General features: G+C 72.5%; 12 protein-coding genes. 7 read left to right on the forward strand and 5 right to left on the reverse strand.

The features are described 5' to 3' along the window. Positions 1-30: 30 nt before the first annotated feature. The 4 genes from ACFS27_RS00490 to gndA all read right to left on the reverse strand — a co-directional run bounded on the left by ACFS27_RS00490 (position 31) and on the right by gndA (position 4094). Positions 31-678 (reverse strand): hypothetical protein, encoded by a 648-nt coding sequence (locus ACFS27_RS00490; protein WP_377179244.1) that lies wholly within the window; start codon positions 676-678, stop codon positions 31-33. A gap of 14 nt (positions 679-692) precedes the next feature. Next, positions 693-1154: a DUF805 domain-containing protein gene (locus ACFS27_RS00495; RefSeq protein ID WP_377179246.1), complete on the reverse strand. Its 462-nt coding sequence runs from the start codon at positions 1152-1154 to the stop codon at positions 693-695. 190 nt (positions 1155-1344) lie between these two features. Then, positions 1345-2649 (reverse strand): carboxylate--amine ligase, encoded by a 1305-nt coding sequence (locus ACFS27_RS00500; RefSeq protein WP_377179248.1) that lies wholly within the window; start codon positions 2647-2649, stop codon positions 1345-1347. Beyond that, the gene (gene gndA / locus ACFS27_RS00505; protein ID WP_377179250.1) at positions 2646-4094 is read right to left on the reverse strand and encodes an NADP-dependent phosphogluconate dehydrogenase; all 1449 of its coding nucleotides are present in this window, start codon (positions 4092-4094) and stop codon (positions 2646-2648) included. Before gndA ends, ACFS27_RS00500 begins: the two co-directional genes overlap by 4 nt. A gap of 165 nt (positions 4095-4259) precedes the next feature. Between gndA and ACFS27_RS00510 the strand changes: the two genes are divergently transcribed. The 7 genes from ACFS27_RS00510 (at position 4260) to ACFS27_RS00540 (ending at position 14330) form a co-directional block, all read left to right on the forward strand. Next, entirely contained in the window at positions 4260-4928 is a 669-nt protein-coding gene (locus ACFS27_RS00510) for a DUF3000 domain-containing protein (RefSeq protein WP_377179252.1), read from the forward strand. Beyond that, a complete protein-coding gene (locus ACFS27_RS00515; RefSeq protein ID WP_377179254.1) occupies positions 4925-6190 on the forward strand; it encodes an HRDC domain-containing protein in 1266 nt (421 codons plus the stop codon). Before ACFS27_RS00510 ends, ACFS27_RS00515 begins: the two co-directional genes overlap by 4 nt. A 33-nt stretch (positions 6191-6223) precedes the next feature. Further along, positions 6224-7279, forward strand: coding sequence for a lipid II:glycine glycyltransferase FemX (locus tag ACFS27_RS00520; protein WP_377179256.1), 1056 nt, complete (start codon positions 6224-6226; stop codon positions 7277-7279). 342 nt (positions 7280-7621) lie between these two features. Next, a complete protein-coding gene (locus ACFS27_RS00525; protein WP_377179258.1) occupies positions 7622-8872 on the forward strand; it encodes a thiolase family protein in 1251 nt (416 codons plus the stop codon). 72 nt (positions 8873-8944) lie between these two features. After that, a complete protein-coding gene (locus ACFS27_RS00530) occupies positions 8945-11026 on the forward strand; it encodes a 3-hydroxyacyl-CoA dehydrogenase NAD-binding domain-containing protein (RefSeq protein WP_377183556.1) in 2082 nt (693 codons plus the stop codon). A gap of 85 nt (positions 11027-11111) precedes the next feature. Beyond that, a complete protein-coding gene (locus ACFS27_RS00535) occupies positions 11112-12935 on the forward strand; it encodes a potassium channel family protein (protein ID WP_377179260.1) in 1824 nt (607 codons plus the stop codon). Positions 12936-13031: 96 nt separating this feature from the next. Next, the gene (locus tag ACFS27_RS00540) at positions 13032-14330 is read left to right on the forward strand and encodes an APC family permease (RefSeq protein ID WP_377179262.1); all 1299 of its coding nucleotides are present in this window, start codon (positions 13032-13034) and stop codon (positions 14328-14330) included. Here the strand turns inward: ACFS27_RS00540 and pdxR are convergent. Further along, complete coding sequence (gene pdxR, locus ACFS27_RS00545; protein ID WP_377179264.1) at positions 14275-15687, reverse strand: MocR-like pyridoxine biosynthesis transcription factor PdxR; 1413 nt, start codon at positions 15685-15687, stop codon at positions 14275-14277. The two genes, ACFS27_RS00540 and pdxR, sit on opposite strands and share 56 nt — an antisense overlap. Positions 15688-15780: the final 93 nt, after the last annotated feature.

The following is a 15780-nucleotide window of genomic DNA, read 5'->3' on the forward strand; positions in this document are numbered from 1 at the left end:
CCGCTCAGCGGGGGTGCCGGGAGAGCAACGTCACACGTGCCGGACGGCGGGTGCTGCGGGGTCGTCCAGGAGCTCGCAGAGCGCCCTGACCACCTGTGCGGGGGTCCGGACCTGGGCGGGGTCCTCGTTGCGGCCGTCGCCGGTGACGGCGTGGTCGATGACGAGCTCGTGGAACCTTGGACCGGTCGACTCCAGGCGCAGCACCTGGACCAGCATGGCGAGCCCCGCGCCGGTGACGCTGATCGCTCCCGATCCGGCCATCGCCTCGCGGGACGCGGCTCCGTTGAGCACCACGTACGGGTCGCCCGGCTCCAGCAGCGGCACGAGCGCGCGCGCGGCGTCGAGGTGGGCCGTGAGGTGGGAGGCCAGCGTCTCGGACCAGTGGTCCCGGTCCGACTCGAGCAGCGGGGCGCCCTTGTCCCAGCCGCCGATCGAGGCGACGACGGCGCCGGGCAGCGGCACCCCGGCGTGCGCGCAGGCGGCGCGGACGGCGTCGGGCAGGGCTGCCGTATCGGGGCTGTGGACGGGGACCACCCCGGCCTGGACCGTGACCCGGTCGGGCAGCTCGTGGCGTGTGGAGGCGAGCACGAGCCGGCCGCCGGCAGCCAGGCCGCGTGCGACCCGGCTGCCGACGAACCCGCTCGCCCCGACAACGAGGACGGGCCGGGGGCTGATCATGCGTTCAGGCTAGGTCAGACGGCCTGCGCCTGCGCCACGGCCTTGGGGTCCGGGCCGAACTGGTTCGGGCCGGGGGTGCCGTTGGCCGCCGTGAAGACGATCAGGATGATCTGACCGACGAAGGGGATCAGGTGGAGCAGGACGAAGAACCCGGACTTGCCGGTGTCGTGCAGGCGGCGCACGGTGGCACCGAGGGTCGGCAGGAGCAGCGCGAGGCCGACGATCGACAGGATGACGTAACCGGTCGTCAGCGAGCCGGGCATGGCGGGCATCGGCGCCGCGGCGTCGCCGGCCGCCACCCACTCCGAGGTGGCCGCCGAGAACTGGGCCAGGCCGGGGGCCACCAGCGCCACGTAGAGGACCGTGTAGACGATCCCGTACGCCAGCATGTACCACCAGAACTCGGAGCGACGGGCGCGCCCGTTGAAGACCGCGTACTTGGACAGCACGGTCTTGATCGACTCGATGAACGACATCGGTTGAAAACCTCTCTCACGTGTTGTGCCGGAAATCTCCAGCAAGTGCACACATAGTGTCCCGGTCACCCACAGGACGCACAAGGGCTGGGGCGGGGAGAAGTACCCATCGCGGAAAAGCCCCGGACGTGCCGAACGCCCAGGTCACGTTCGGTGGCCTGGGCGCCTGACACGTTCGGGGCCGCGCCGATCAGTATCCGGTGGCCGTGGGCTCCGGGTAGTACTGCGCGTACTTGCGGCGGTAGTTCTGCGTGATCGCCTCGACGATGAGCCGGCGCTTGAGGCCGGAGTCGCGGTCGTACTTCAGGGGGTTGATCACGTCGCCGCTCGCCTTGAGCGCCTTGAGCCGGGTCTTGAGCTCCGGGTCGAGGACGTACTTCGACAGCAGGCCGAACGGCACCACCGTGTACAGGACGTCCCGCACCGCGCGCACCGGACGGATGGGCCGGTGCAGCACCCAGTCCTCGACCAGCACGCGGGCCACGTTCGCCCCGCCCGCCGTCACGTAGTAGTTGTTCCGCCCGATCCGGGGGTTCACCTCGAAGTACACGTGCTGCCCCGTGCGCGGGTCCAGCTTGTAGTCGAAGTTCGCGAACCCCACGTAGCCGGTGGCGTCGAGGAACCGGGTGGCCGCCTCCATGGCGTCGTCGTACGCCTCCACCAGGATGGCCGCCGGGATGCCCAGCGTGCCGGGCGTGTGCTCCTCCAGGAGCACCCGGCCGGTGGCCAGGAGCGTCACCTCGCCCGTCGTGTCGCGGTAGGCGGTCAGGGACCGCATCTGCGTCTCGTCGCCCGGGATGAACTCCTGCACCAGGAACGTGCCGGGGAACTGCGCGTCGGCAAGGTTGCCCAGCACCTCCTCGAGCTCCGCGCGGGAGTCGAGGTGGTGGATCTTCGCCTTGCCGGGGAAGTCCACGTAGTACCACTCGGCGCTGTTCGACGGCTTGCCCACCACGGGGTACTGCAGGTCCACCTCGAGGGCGGGCACGGCGGCCCGGCCGCCGTCGGCCACCAGCTTGGCGATGTCGACCGCCACCGTGCGCGGCGTCGGGATGCCGAGCTGGTCGCACACCTGCGCGAAGCCCTCCTTGCTGCTCACCTGCTCCAGCACGGGCAGCGACGGGTACGGCGTCACATAGCCCGCCGCCTCCAGCCGCTCGCGGTTCAGGATGACGGTGCGCACGTGCCAGTCCGCGTTCGTCAGCAGGATCAGGACCTTGTCCCGGTGCTGCTGTGCGATGCCCTCGAGCGTGGAGAGGAACACCTCGACCTCGTCGAGGCCGGGCACCACGACGTTCTCGGCGATCGCCGAGTCCTGCATCGCACGGGTGGCGACCTTCGACAGCACCACGGAGCGGGTGCCGTACTGCTCGTGGAACGCACGCACCAGGGCGTACATCCCGACGTCGCCGCCGACCCCCACCACCATCATGTCCGGGACGGGGACCTCCCCGCCCGCGCCGGTCTGCCCCTGTTCCGCGGGGATTCCCGTCACGCCTCGGACTCCGTGCGGTCTCCGGACCACTCGGTGTGGAAGGTGCCCTCGCGGTCGACACGCTTGTAGGTGTGCGCACCGAAGAAGTCGCGCTGCGCCTGCACGAGGGCCGCGGGGAGCCGCTCGGCGCGGACGCCGTCGTAGTACGCCAGCGACGACGAGAACGCCGGCGTGGGAACGCCGTTCTGCGCCGCGCCGGCCACGATGCGGCGCCACGCGGGCAGGCCGCTCGCGACGGCGTCGGTGAAGTACTGGTCCGCCAGCAGCAGCGGCAGGTCCTGGTCGCGCTCGTAGGCCTCGGTGATCCGGTTGAGGAACCGGGCGCGGATGATGCAGCCGCCGCGCCAGATCCGGGCCATGGCACCGCGGTCGATGTCCCAGCCGAACTCGGTGGCCGCTGCCGCGATCTGGTCGAAGCCCTGCGAGTAGGCCACGACCTTCGAGGCGTACAGGGCCTGGCGGACGTCCTCGACGAACGCAGCACGGGAGGCGTCGTCCTTCGGGACCTCCCACTCGGCCGCGTGGGCAGGGAGCGCCGCACGGCCGGCGGCACGCTGCGGCACCGAACCGGACAGCGCGCGGGCGAACGTCGCCTCGGCGATGCCCGTGATCGGCACGCCGAGGTCCAGGCCGTTCTGCACCGTCCAGCGGCCGGTGCCCTTCTGCTCGGCCTGGTCCAGCACGATGTCGACGAACGCCTTGCCGGTCTCCGCGTCCACGTGCTGCAGCACGTCGGCGGTGACCTCGATGAGGAACGACTCCAGGTCGCCCGTGTTCCACTGCGCGAAGATCTCGCCGATCTCCGCCGCCGAGGCACCCAGGCCAAGGCGCAGCAGGTCGTACGCCTCGGCGATGAGCTGCATGTCGGCGTACTCGATGCCGTTGTGCACCATCTTGACGAAGTGCCCGGCGCCGTCGGAGCCCACGTACGTGCAGCACGGGACGCCGTCCACCTTCGCGGAGATGTCCTCGAGGATGGGGCCGAGCGACTCGTACGACTCGGGGGTGCCGCCCGGCATGATGGACGGGCCGTTCAGCGCGCCCTCCTCGCCGCCGGACACGCCGGTGCCCACGAAGTGCAGGCCGTGCTCCTTGAGGGCGGCCTCACGCCGGATCGTGTCCGGGAAGTGCGCGTTCCCGGCGTCCACCACGATGTCGCCCTCCTCGAGGAGGGGGATCAGCTCGTCGATGACGGCGTCCGTCGGGCCGCCGGCCTTGACCATGATGACGACCTTGCGGGGCCGCTCGAGCGACGCGACGAAGTCGGCCATCGTCTCGCTCGGGATGAACTCGCCGTCGCTGCCGTGCTCGGTGACGAGCGACTCGGTCTTCGCGTAGGAACGGTTGTGGACCGCCACCGTGTAGCCGTGACGTGCGAAGTTCCGCGCGAGGTTGCGCCCCATCACCGCCAGTCCGGTGACGCCGATCTGTGCTGTGCCTGACACGTTCTTGCTCCTTCTGACGTGGAAACGGACCGGCGTACGCGCAGGGCGCGCCGTGACCCGCCGCCAGCCTAGTAGTCGACGAGAACACAAGGCGACGCAGGTCACGATCCGGCGACGGCCGCGCGCCTCCGCCGGGTGACCGCCACGCGGACGTACCGTGAAGTGGTGACAAGCGGCCCGCCCACCGGCGTCCCCGTCGACTTCGCAGCAGCCCTCGCCGACCTGCGGCGTCAGGCCTTGCGCGCCGAGGTGCGCCTGACGGAGATCCCGGCCCCGCGCCGGGTGGCCCCGTTCAGCGTGGCGCTCTCGGGCGACGTGCTGCCCGGCACTCCGCCGGGGCGAACCGACCGGGACCACCCCGAAGACCACGACCATTCCGAAGAGCCGCTCGCCACGGGCCGCTTCGTCGTCCTGCACGACCCGGCCGGCCAGGAGGCCTGGCACGGCACCTTCCGGGTCGTGACGCTGGTGCGCGCGACGCTCGAGCCCGAGATGGCCGCCGACCCCATGCTGGCCGACGTCGCCTGGTCCTGGGTCGGCGAGTGCCTCGAGAACGCCGGGCTCGTCCCAGGGACCGACACCGTGGCCGACGGCGGCACGGTCACCCGGGTCCTGTCCCAGAGCTACGGAGCGCTGGACGGCACGCCCGACGCGGTGGACCTGGAGATCCGGGCGTCGTGGACGCCGCTCGACACCCAGCTCGGCACGCACCTGAGCGCGTGGGCGGCCCTGCTCACCATGGCGGCGGGCGTGCCCCCGCTTCCCGACGGCGTCGCGGCCCTCACCAGGCGGTTTACCGACCGTTCCAGGCAACGCCATACGGTAGGTCCATGACCACCACGGAGCGAGGAGTCCCTGCGGAGACATCGACGCCCGTGCCGGCCCCCGTCACACCACTGACCGAGCCCGCTGACGGGCTGCCCGATGTCGTGGCGACCGATGCCGCGTTCGCGCGTGTCGTCGAGGCGTTCGCCGCAGGTTCGGGGCCGGTCGCCGCCGACGCCGAGCGCGCCTCCGGGTACCGGTACGGCCAGGCGACGTACCTGGTCCAGGTGCGGCGCGCGGGCGCAGGCACCGCACTGATCGACCCCGTCGGCGTCCCCGACCTCTCGCCGCTCGGCGAGGCCGTCGGCGATGCCGAGTTCGTGCTGCACGCCGCCTCGCAGGACCTTCCGGGGTTCGCCGAGCACGGCCTGCGCCCAGCGCGCGTCTTCGACACCGAGCTGGCCGCCCGGCTGCTCGGCATGGAGCGGGTGGGACTCGCCGCCGTCGTCGCGGAGGTGCTGGGCCTCGGTCTGGCGAAGGAGCACTCGGCCGTCGACTGGTCCACGCGCCCCCTGCCGGAGGACTGGCTGCGGTACGCCGCCCTCGACGTCGAGGTTCTCGTGGAGCTGCGCGACCGGCTCGCCGAACAGCTCGAGGCCGCTGGCAAGACCGAGTGGGCGGCGCAGGAGTTCGAGGCGGTGCGCACCGCCGCCCCGCCGGCGCCACGGGTCGACCCGTGGCGCCGTACGTCCGGCATGCACGTGCTGCGCAACCCGCGCCAGGTCGCCGCCGTCCGCGCGCTGTGGACCGCGCGCGACGCCAGCGCCCAGGCACGGGACATCTCCCCCGGCCGGGTCCTGCCCGACCGGGCGATCGTCGCGGCGGCCAAGGCCATGCCGAAGACCGCCGGCCAGCTCGTGGCCCTGCCGGAGTTCGCGGGCAAGGGCACCAAGCGCCGGGCCGCCTACTGGCAGAACGCGATCGACGAGGCACGCACCCTCCCCGACGCCGAGCTGCCCAGCGTGCGCGGCCCACGCTCCGACGGCCCGCCGCCTCCGCGCACCTGGGGCGACCGTGACGCGGCAGCGGCCCGCCGGCTGACGGCGGCACGTGAGCTCGTGACCACGCTGTCCGAGGAGCTGAGCGTGCCGGTGGAGAACCTGCTGCAGCCCGACGCGCTGCGCCGGCTGTGCTGGACGCCGCCGGTCCCCGCCGACGCCGCAGGGATCGCCGAGTTCCTGCGTGGCCGCGGTGCGCGGGCGTGGCAGGTCAGCCTGCTCGCGGGCGGCCTGGAGCGGGCGTTCGCGGACGTGGTGCCGGAACAGGTGTGAGAGCGCGACGCTCGCACCAGTAGAGTCGTCCCCATGCCAGCCCTGTCGGAGCCCATCACGCTCGCCGTCGACGTCGTCACCGAACCTTCGACCTGGGACCGCGAGGTCCTCGCCCTGGGCGGGCACCCGCTCCAGCTGTGGGGATGGGGCGAGGTCAAGGCGGCAGGCAACTGGCGCGCGCACCGGCTGCGGGTGACCGAGGACGGCACCACCGTCGGCCTCGCACAGCTGCTCGTGCGGCCGTTGCCCGCTCAGTTCCGGGCGCTCTCGTACGTGCCGCGCGGCCCCGTCGTCGCACACCACGACGGCGAGACGGCGCAGGCGGTCTTCGGCGTCGGCGACAGCGCCACCCGCAACGCCGTGACGAACACGGTCGTCGAGTGGGCGCGCGAGAACGTCGGCGGCGTCGGCATCACCATCGAGCCGGACTGGCCGGCCGGCACCCAGCTCGACCTGGCCGGGCGGCGGTACGCGCCGAACCAGATCCTGATCCCGAGCACGCTGATCCTCGATCTCACCAAGTCCGGTGACGAGCTGCTGGCGGACATGCGCAAGTCCACGCGCTACGAGATCCGCAAGGGCGGGCGCTCGGGCCTCGACATCCGCCGGGTGACGGAGGAGAAGGAGGTGCTGCGCGTGCTCGACGTCTACAAGGAGACCGCCCAGCGCGCCGGCTTCGCGATCCACTCCGACGAGTACTACCTCGACATCCACCGGTCGCTCGGCGAGCACTCGGTGCTCGTGGCGACCTATGTCGACGACGTGCCCGCGTGCTTCGCGTGGTGCGTCAACTCGGCCAGCACGTCGTTCCTCCTGTACGGCGGCGGCAACGACGCCGGCCGCAAGGCCACGGCCACCGCGCCGACCTACTGGCGCACCATCGAGATCGCCCAGGAGCAGGGCCTCGTGCGGTACGACATGAACGGCTTGCTCAACGACGGCATCAGCGACTTCAAGAAGAGCTTCGCGAAGCACACCGACGAGCTCGTCGGTTCGATCGACGTCGCGTTCTCGCGCTGGTACAACACCTGGAACACCGCCCTGCCGACCGCCAAGCGCGTGGTTCGCAGGCTCCGCGGCAACGGCTGACCCGAGCGCGCACCAGAAGTCCGCCCCTACCCAGCGATTCGGCCCGTCAACCCCGCGAGATCCGGGCCGAATCACTGCGTAGGGGCGGGCTTTCTGCGTTCGCCGCGGAGTTAGCGCGTACCCAGCGATTCGGCCCCATGGCCCCGCCGGTCCCGGGCCGAATCGCTGGGTAGTGCGGTCGCCGGGCACCCTCGCCACGCACTGCGAGACTGCGTTTCAGATGCACCCGGACCGGGTCTCACTTCGTACGTGCTTTTTACCGGTACTCGCGGTAGCGTGTATCTCGATCCAGCGACGTCGCTCATGGACGTCGCCGTCCCGCAAACCCCAGGAGTCCTGCTGATGACCGCAGCCCCGGAAACACCGCGTGCCCGCCGTGCGGTACGCGACGTCGTCTTCGTCGACGGCGCCCGCACCCCGTTCGGCAAGGCCAAGCCCGACGGCCTCTACGCGGAGACGCGTGCCGACGACCTGATCGTGAAGGTGGTGCGCGAGCTGCTGCGGCGCCACCCCGAGCTCCCCCCGGAGCGGATCGACGAAGTCGCCATCGCCGCCACCACCCAGCAGGGCGACCAGGGGCTCACGCTCGGCCGCACCGTCGGCATGCTCGCCGGTCTCCCCCAGTCCGTGCCTGGCTACGCCATCGACCGCATGTGCGCCGGTGCCATGACCGCCGCGACGACCACCGCCGCCGGCATCGCCATGGGCGCCGCCGACATCGCCATCGCCGGCGGCGTCGAGCACATGGGCCGCCACCCGATGGGTTTCGACGCCGACGTCAACCCCCGCTTCGTGGCCGAGAAGCTCGTGGACCCGCAGTCGCTCAACATGGGCGTCACCGCGGAGAACCTGCACGACAAGTTCCCGCACCTCACCAAGGAGCGCGCCGACCGGTTCGCCGTCGAGTCGCAGGCCAAGTACGCCAAGGCGCTGGCCAACGGCGACATCGACCCGGACCTCGTCCCGGTCGCCGTCCGCTCGTCCGAGCAGGGCTGGGGTCTGGCCACCAGCGACGAGCTGCCCCGCCCTGAGACCACGTTCGAGTCCATCCAGGGCCTCAAGACGCCGTTCCGCGCGGGCGGCCGGGTGACCCCCGCGACGTCCTCTCCCCTGACCGACGGCGCCACGGGCGCCCTCCTCGCGGCCGGCGACGTCGCCGCCGAGCTGGGCCTGCCCGCGAAGATGCGCCTGGTGTCCTACGGGTACGCCGGCGTGCCGCCGGAGATCATGGGCTACGGCCCGGTGCCGTCCACCGAGAAGGCCCTCAAGGCCGCCGGACTGACCATCGACGACATCGGCCTGTTCGAGCTGAACGAGGCGTTCGCCGTGCAGGTGCTGTCCTTCCTCGACCACTACGGCATCGCCGACGACGACCCGCGCGTCAACCCGTACGGCGGCGCCATCGCCATGGGCCACCCCCTGGCCGGCTCGGGCGTCCGCCTGATGACGCAGCTCGCCCGACAGTTCGAGCAGCGCCCCGAGGTCCGCTACGGGCTCACCGCCATGTGCGTGGGCCTGGGCCAGGGTGGCAGCGTCATCTGGGAGAACCCGCACCACGCCGACTACTCCGGCCACACGGACGAGGAGAACTGACCAGTGTCTGAGACCCCCACCCCGACCGCTCCCGCCGAGCGCGTCACCCACTCCCTGGTCCGCGACGTGCGGATGCCGGGCGGCGCAGGCATCCTCGCCCTGGTCACGCTCGACAACGGCCTCGACCACACCAAGCCGAACACGCTCGGGCCGGCCGGTCTGGCCGAGCTGAAGGCTGCCCTCGAGGTGGTCCGCACCCGCGCCGAGTCGGGCGAGATCGCGGCGGTCGGCGTGACCGGCAAGCCGTACTTCCTCGCCGCCGGCGCCGACCTCAAGGGCATCACCGCCGTGGGCAGCCACGAGCAGGCCGTCGAGCTGGGCCGCATGGGCCACTCCGCGTACACCATCCTCGGCGACCTGCACGGGACGACGGGGGTACCGACCTTCGCGTTCGTGAACGGCCTGGCCCTTGGCGGCGGCCTCGAGGTGGCACTCAACTGCGACTACCGCACCGTGGCGTCCGACGCCGCCGCGCTCGGCCTGCCCGAGACCGGCATCGGTCTCATCCCGGGCTGGGGCGGCGCGTACCTGGTGCCGCGGCTGGTCGGCATCGAGAAGGCCGTCGACGTCATCCTCACCCGGCCGGCGGCGAACAAGCCGTACAAGCCGGCCGAGGCGCTGGAGATCGGGCTGGTCGACGAGCTGTTCGAGGCGGCCGACTTCCTGGAGCAGTCGATCGTCTGGGCCGCCAAGGTCGTCACCGGCGAGGTCGAGGTCTCCCGCCGTGAGCTGGACCCGCAGCCCGTGTGGGACGCCGTCGTCGCCGCGACGAAGGACCGGCTGGACGCCGTCGTCGGCACCTCTCGCCCAGCACCCCACCGGGCGCTCGAGCTCCTGGCCGCTGCGCGCAGCACGACCAGGACCGACGCGTTCGACGCCGAGGACCAGGCCCTCGCCGACCTGATCATGACCGACGAGATGCGCGCCAGCATCTACGCGTTCAACCTCGTCGGCGGCGGCAAGAAGCCGATGGGCGCGCCGGACCCCGGCCTCGCCCGGCCCATCACCAAGGTGGGCGTCGTCGGCGCAGGACTGATGGCAGCCCAGATGGCGTTCCTCTTCGCGCAGCGGCTCGGCGTGCCCGTCGTGATGCGCGACCTGGACCAGGAGCGCGTGGACAAGGGCCTCGCGTTCGTGCGCGAGACCGCGGAGAAGCTCGCTGCCCGCGGGCGCCTGGCCCCCGACGCGGCGAACCGCATCGTTGCGTCGGTCTCGGGCACCACCGACATCGCCGAGTTCGCGTCGTGCGACTTCGTGATCGAGGCCGTCACCGAGGTCATGGGACTCAAGAAGAAGGTGTTCGCCGAGCTGGAGGGCATCATCGACCCCGAGGCGATCCTTGCGACCAACACCTCGGCGCTGTCCGTCACCGAGATGGCCGCTGACCTGGCCCACCCCGAGCGCGTGGTCGGCATCCACTTCTTCAACCCGGTGGCCCAGATGCCGCTGGTCGAGGTGATCAACGCGGAGCAGACCTCCGACGATGCGCTCGCCACCGCGTTCGCCATCACGAAGAAGCTCCGCAAGACGGCGATCATGTCGGCCGACCGTCCCGGCTTCATCGTGAACCGCCTGCTGCTCCTCGTGATGGGCCAGGTCGTCGACGCCATCGAGGCAGGGACGCCCGTCGAGGTGGCGGACCGGGCGCTCGCCCCGCTCGGCTTCCCGATGCCGACCTTCGAGCTGACCGACCTGGTGGGTCCCGCCGTCGCGCAGCACGTGCTCACCTCGCTGCGGGAGAACCTCGGCGACCGCATCCCTGCGTCGCCCGGGCTGGCCAAGATCGTCGAGGACGGCACCAGGGTGGTGCTCGACGCTCCCGCCAAGGGCCTGCCCAAGCCGGTCGACCCGGCGATCCAGGAGTACTTCGGCCCAGCACTCAGCCCGGGCGAGCCGGGCAGGAACGGGCAGAGCGTGCTCGACGCCGACGGCGTGCTCGACTCGGTCCTCACGGCGCTGACCACCGAGATCGGTCTCCTGCTCTCCGAGGGCGTCGTGCCCGGCCCGCAGCAGATCGACCTCGCGATGATCCTCGGCGCCGGCTGGGGCTTCCACACGGGCGGCATCACGCCGTACCTCGACCGCACCGGCTACAGCGAGAAGGTCCTCGGCAAGCGGTTCCTGCCCGACGGGGTGGCGAACGTCCCCTCCTGAACCCGGGGGCGGACCACAGCAGCACCCGGCCCTCCGACGGCGAGCGAGCGCTCGTTGTCGGAGGGTCCCGCTACGCTCTTCGAACATGACAGCTGCCGGGCCGGGCACCAACGCGCACTACGTCGTCATCGGCGACAATCCCCTCGCCTACCGCCTCACTCGGGCGCTCAGCACGCGCTACAAGGGCACCGTGACGGTGCTCGTACCGGACCGCACCTCCCGCTACGCACAGGACATGGGTGCCCTGACGGGGGTCGACCTGGTCGAGGCGGAACGCGTCGACGAGGCCGCGCTCGCGTCTGCCGGCGCCGGCCACGCCGCTGCGGCGGCCCTCGTCGACCAGGACGACGGCGCCAACGTGGCCCTGGCGCTCCTGCTGCGCGAACGCTGGCCCGAGCTGCACGTGGTGGTCCGGATCTTCGACGAGTCGCTCGGCCGGCACCTGGAGCGTGACCGCTGCACGGTCCTGTCCGCGTCTGCGTTCGCTGCCCCCGAGATCGTCGGCGCCGCGCTGCGGCGCCTGATCCGCCTTCCGGTAAGGCACCGCCGGCTCGTCGTCTCCGACGCCGAGACCTCGGTGCCCACCCGTATGGTGCTGTTCGCCACCGGTCCTGGCGACGTCGTCGAGGCCCTGCCGAGCGCCGCCGAGCTCGCGCGGACCACACCGAAGGTCTACCTGGCGGACGCAGCTGAGGACGACGTCCTGCCGGAGATCAGGGCCGACCTCGAGCCCGACGAGGACGAGGTGGACCCGCGCCGCCGACGCCGGTTCGGCGAGTACCTCCGCACCCTCGCGATCACCTCGGGGTGGAACCTCCTGCTCGCAGCGGGTGTCCTGCTCGTGGTGGTGCTCATCGGGGCGGCGACGATCAAGCTCGCGACCGGGTCGACCTGGGCAGGGGCGCTGTACGAGGCGGTGCTGCCCTCGCTGGCAGGCAGCGACCCCGACCATGGCGCCGAGCCGGTCGTCAAGGCCACCCAGGTGGTCCTGACGATCGTGAGCGTCGCCGTCATCCCCTGGGTCACCGGTGTGGTGGTCGACGGCGTGGTGCGCACCCAACGCCTGCTCGACACCGGGTCCCCGCTGCACGCGATGGCCGGCCATGTCGTGGTCATCGGGCTCGGCGACCTCGGTACCCGCATCGTGCGGTCCCTGGACCGGCGTGGCGTACCGGTGGTCGCCGTCGACATCGACGAGTCCGCGCGCGGTATCGCCGTCGCCCGCGCTCGGGACGTCCCGGTCGTGGTCGGCGACGCCCGCCGGGCCGCGACGCTGCACGCCGCGTACGTGGATACCGCCCAGGCCGTGGTGGTGGTCACGAGCGGCGGGGCCACGACGATCGGCATCGGCTTCGCCGCGCGCTCGATCGCGCGGCAGAAGGACGAGCAGGCTCCGCTGCGCACCGTGCTGCGGGTCTACGACAGGGACCTGTCCCGCCGCATCCGGCGAGAGATCCCCGACTCGGTCGGGCTCAGCTCCTCCTTCCTCGCCGCGCCGTGGTTCGCCGCCGCGATGATCGGCCAGGAGGTCAAGGCGACCATCCCGTACCGGGACCGGGTGCTGGTGCTCGCCGAGCTCGAGATCGGCGAGCACAGTCGCCTCGTCGGCCAGCACTCCGACTCCGTCAACCTCCACAACGGCGCCCGGAGCGCCGCCGCCACGGGGCACGACACCAGGAAGAAGGAGATCCGGAGCCGGCTGCTGGCGGTCCACACGCTCACGTTCGAGAGCGGTGGCGGCGGTCACCAGATCGAGCCGTCGGAGGGCCGCTACCTGCAGCCACGGGACCGGGTGTTCGTCATCGCGACCACGGCAGGGCTGCATCACCTGCGCGAGGAGGCGCGTGCACGGCCGAAGCCCGACCCGGCCCCCACCGGTCCACCGGCGGCAGCCGTGGACGACCGATGAGCACCGTCGAGGTCGGGCAGCCCGGCCGAACCGGACTGAACGACCGGCCCGGGATCGGCCCGTTCACCGGTCCACCGGGCGCATAGCGTCATGGTCATGCAGAACGGTCTCAGCGTGCCGCAGGGCGCCGCGCTCACCCTCGGCGCCATGCTCGGCACGGGTGTCATCTCGCTCCCAGCACTCGCCGCCGACGTGGCGGGTCCCGCCTCGCTGGTGGCCTGGGCGGCCCTCGTCCTCCTGTCGATCCCGCTCGCCACGACGTTCGCGGCCCTCGGTGCCCGGCACCCCGACGGCGGCGGCGTCGCCACCTACGCCCGCCTCGCGTTCGGCGAGCGGGCGTCCACGATGGTCGGCTGGGCGTTCTACGCGACCATCGCGGTCGGTGCACCCGCCGCAGCGGGCTTCGCCGGTGCCTACGTCGCCGACGCGACCGGCGGCGGGCAAGGCACCGCCCTGGCCACCACGGTCGCGATCATCGCGGTGTGCGCCACGATGAACTGGTTCGACCTGCGGGTGTCCGGCACGGTGCAGCTCGCCATCGCGGGGGCGGTGGCGCTGCTGCTGGCCGTCGCCGTCGTGGTGGCGCTGCCGCACGCACAGCCCAGCCACCTCGCGCCGTTCGCGCCGCACGGCTGGGCCGCGGTCGGCTCGGCGGCGGCGCTGTTGGTCTGGGCCTTCGCCGGGTGGGAGATCCTTGGCTCCCTGTCGGCGGAGTACCGCCGTCCGGCCCGGGACATCCCGCGGGCCACCGCGATCGCCGTGGCCGTCGTGGGGGCGCTCTACCTGGGCGTCGCCTTCGCCACGGTCTCGGTGCTCGGTCCGGAGCCCGGGCCCGCTCCGCTCTCGGACCTGCTGGTGCTGGGGTTCGGTGCGCACGCCCGTCCCGTGACCACGGTGCTGGCCGTGCTGCTGACCATCGGCGCCATCAACGTCTACTTCGCGGGCGGCAGCCGGATCGGCGCCGCCCTCGCTCGCGACGGTGGCCTCCCCGGCTGGCTGGCCGCCCGACCGGAACGGCCGCCCCGTAGGTCCCTGGCCGTCCTCACGACGCTGGGCCTCGGGACGACCGCGCTGCTCGCCGCCCTGCGCCTGCCCACCGACGTCGTGGTCCTGATGGCCTCCGCGACGTTCTCGCTCCTGTACCTGGTCGGCGCGGCGGCGGCCCTGCGCCTCCTGCCCCGCCGGAGCATCGCCTGGTGGTGCGCGGCCGTGTCGCTGGTGGCCGCGCTGGGGCTGCTCGTCATGACCGGGGCCCACATGACCGGGCCGGTGCTCGCCGCGCTGGGCGGTCTGGCCTGGTCGACGTGGCGGCGACGCCGGGCGCGGACGGCGGCAGCCGTCACGGTGCCAGCAGACGACCCAGCGCCTGAATGCCTGGCCGGATCGAGCTCGTGACCGCGCCACCGATCCCGAGCACCACCCCGTCCCGGTGGGGACCCACCGCAAAGGCGGCGAGGGACTCGCACGCGACCGACCGCCGTCGGGCACGGGTCACCAGCGCTCGCGCGTCCACCGGAGGGTCCCCGGACAGGTAGGCAGCCACGTGCAGGCCCGCAGCCGACGGGACGGGCTCGACCGGAAGCTCCGCCAGTGCGTCCAGCAGGATCTCGTGCCGTTCCGCGTAGTGCGCTGAGGCCTTCCGGACGTGCCGGGCCAGCAGTCCGTCGTCGATGAAGCGCGCGAGCGCTGCCTGCACGTGCACGGCCCCGTGGCCGTCGGTGAGCTGGCGGGCCGCGAGCAGTGCGTCGCGCAGCGACGGCGGCGCGACCAGGTACCCGACGCGCAGGCCGGGCAGCAGCGACTTCGAGAAGGTCCCGACGTAGATCACGTGGCCGTCCCTGTCGAGGGCCTGCAACGACTCCAGCGGCCGGCGGGCGCGGCGGAACTCGCTGTCGTAGTCGTCCTCGATCACCGCTGCCCTGTGTCGCACGGCGTGCGCGAGCAGGGCACGGCGTCGGGCGAGCGACAGCGGCATGCCCAGCGGGAACTGGTGCGACGGGGTGGTGTAGACGAGGCGGGCTCGCGGCGGGATCCGGTCCACGACGAGGCCGTCCGCGTCGACGGGCACTGGCACGACTCGCGCCCCGTGCAGCGCGAAGAGCTCCCGCGCGTCGGGGTAGCCGGGGTCTTCCATGGCGACGACGTCCCCTGGCTCGAGCAGCACCCGCGCCACGAGGTCGAGCGCCTGCTGCGCACCGGTCGTCGCGATCACGTCGTCCGCCCCTGCGTGGACCCCACGGGAACCGGCGATGTACCGGGCGACGGCCTCCCGGAACCGCGGCAGGCCCGCCGGGCCGGCGTACGAGCCGGCGGCAGGACCGCCCGCCCGCGACTCCGCCGCCAGCAGCCGGCGCCAGGTGTCGAACGGGAAGAGACCCGCGTCGGGGAGGCCCACCCGGAAGTCATGGGCAGGGACCGGCACGTCGCCGCTCGTGGGACGCGCGGTCCAGTGCCAGCCCGCACGCGGACGCAGGGCGCCCGGGTCCCGGCGCCGCACGGCAGGGGTGTCGCTCGCGGCCGCCGTGGCGAACGTGCCCGAACCGGTCCGCGTCTCCAGAAAACCCTCTGCGACGAGCCGCTCGTAGGCGGTTGCGACGCTCGCGCGCGAGACCCCGAGATCCCTGGCGAGGTCGCGGGTCGAGGGAACCTGCTCCCCTGCCCGGACCCGGCCAGCGGTCAGGGCCGTGTGCAACGCGCGGTAGATGGCGTCGGTACGCCCCGTGCGCTGGCTGAGGTCGACGGCGAGGTCCACCTGCCGATCATGGCCCATCCCGCCCTTCGCCGTCCGCCGTTCCTGCTGGACCCGAGCAGCACGGCCGTCCCCCTGCGCCCTGTTCCCTTCCCC

Source organism: Promicromonospora vindobonensis, from assembly GCF_042685865.1.
In the GTDB taxonomy this organism is placed as follows: Bacteria; Actinomycetota; Actinomycetes; order Actinomycetales; family Cellulomonadaceae; genus Promicromonospora; species Promicromonospora vindobonensis.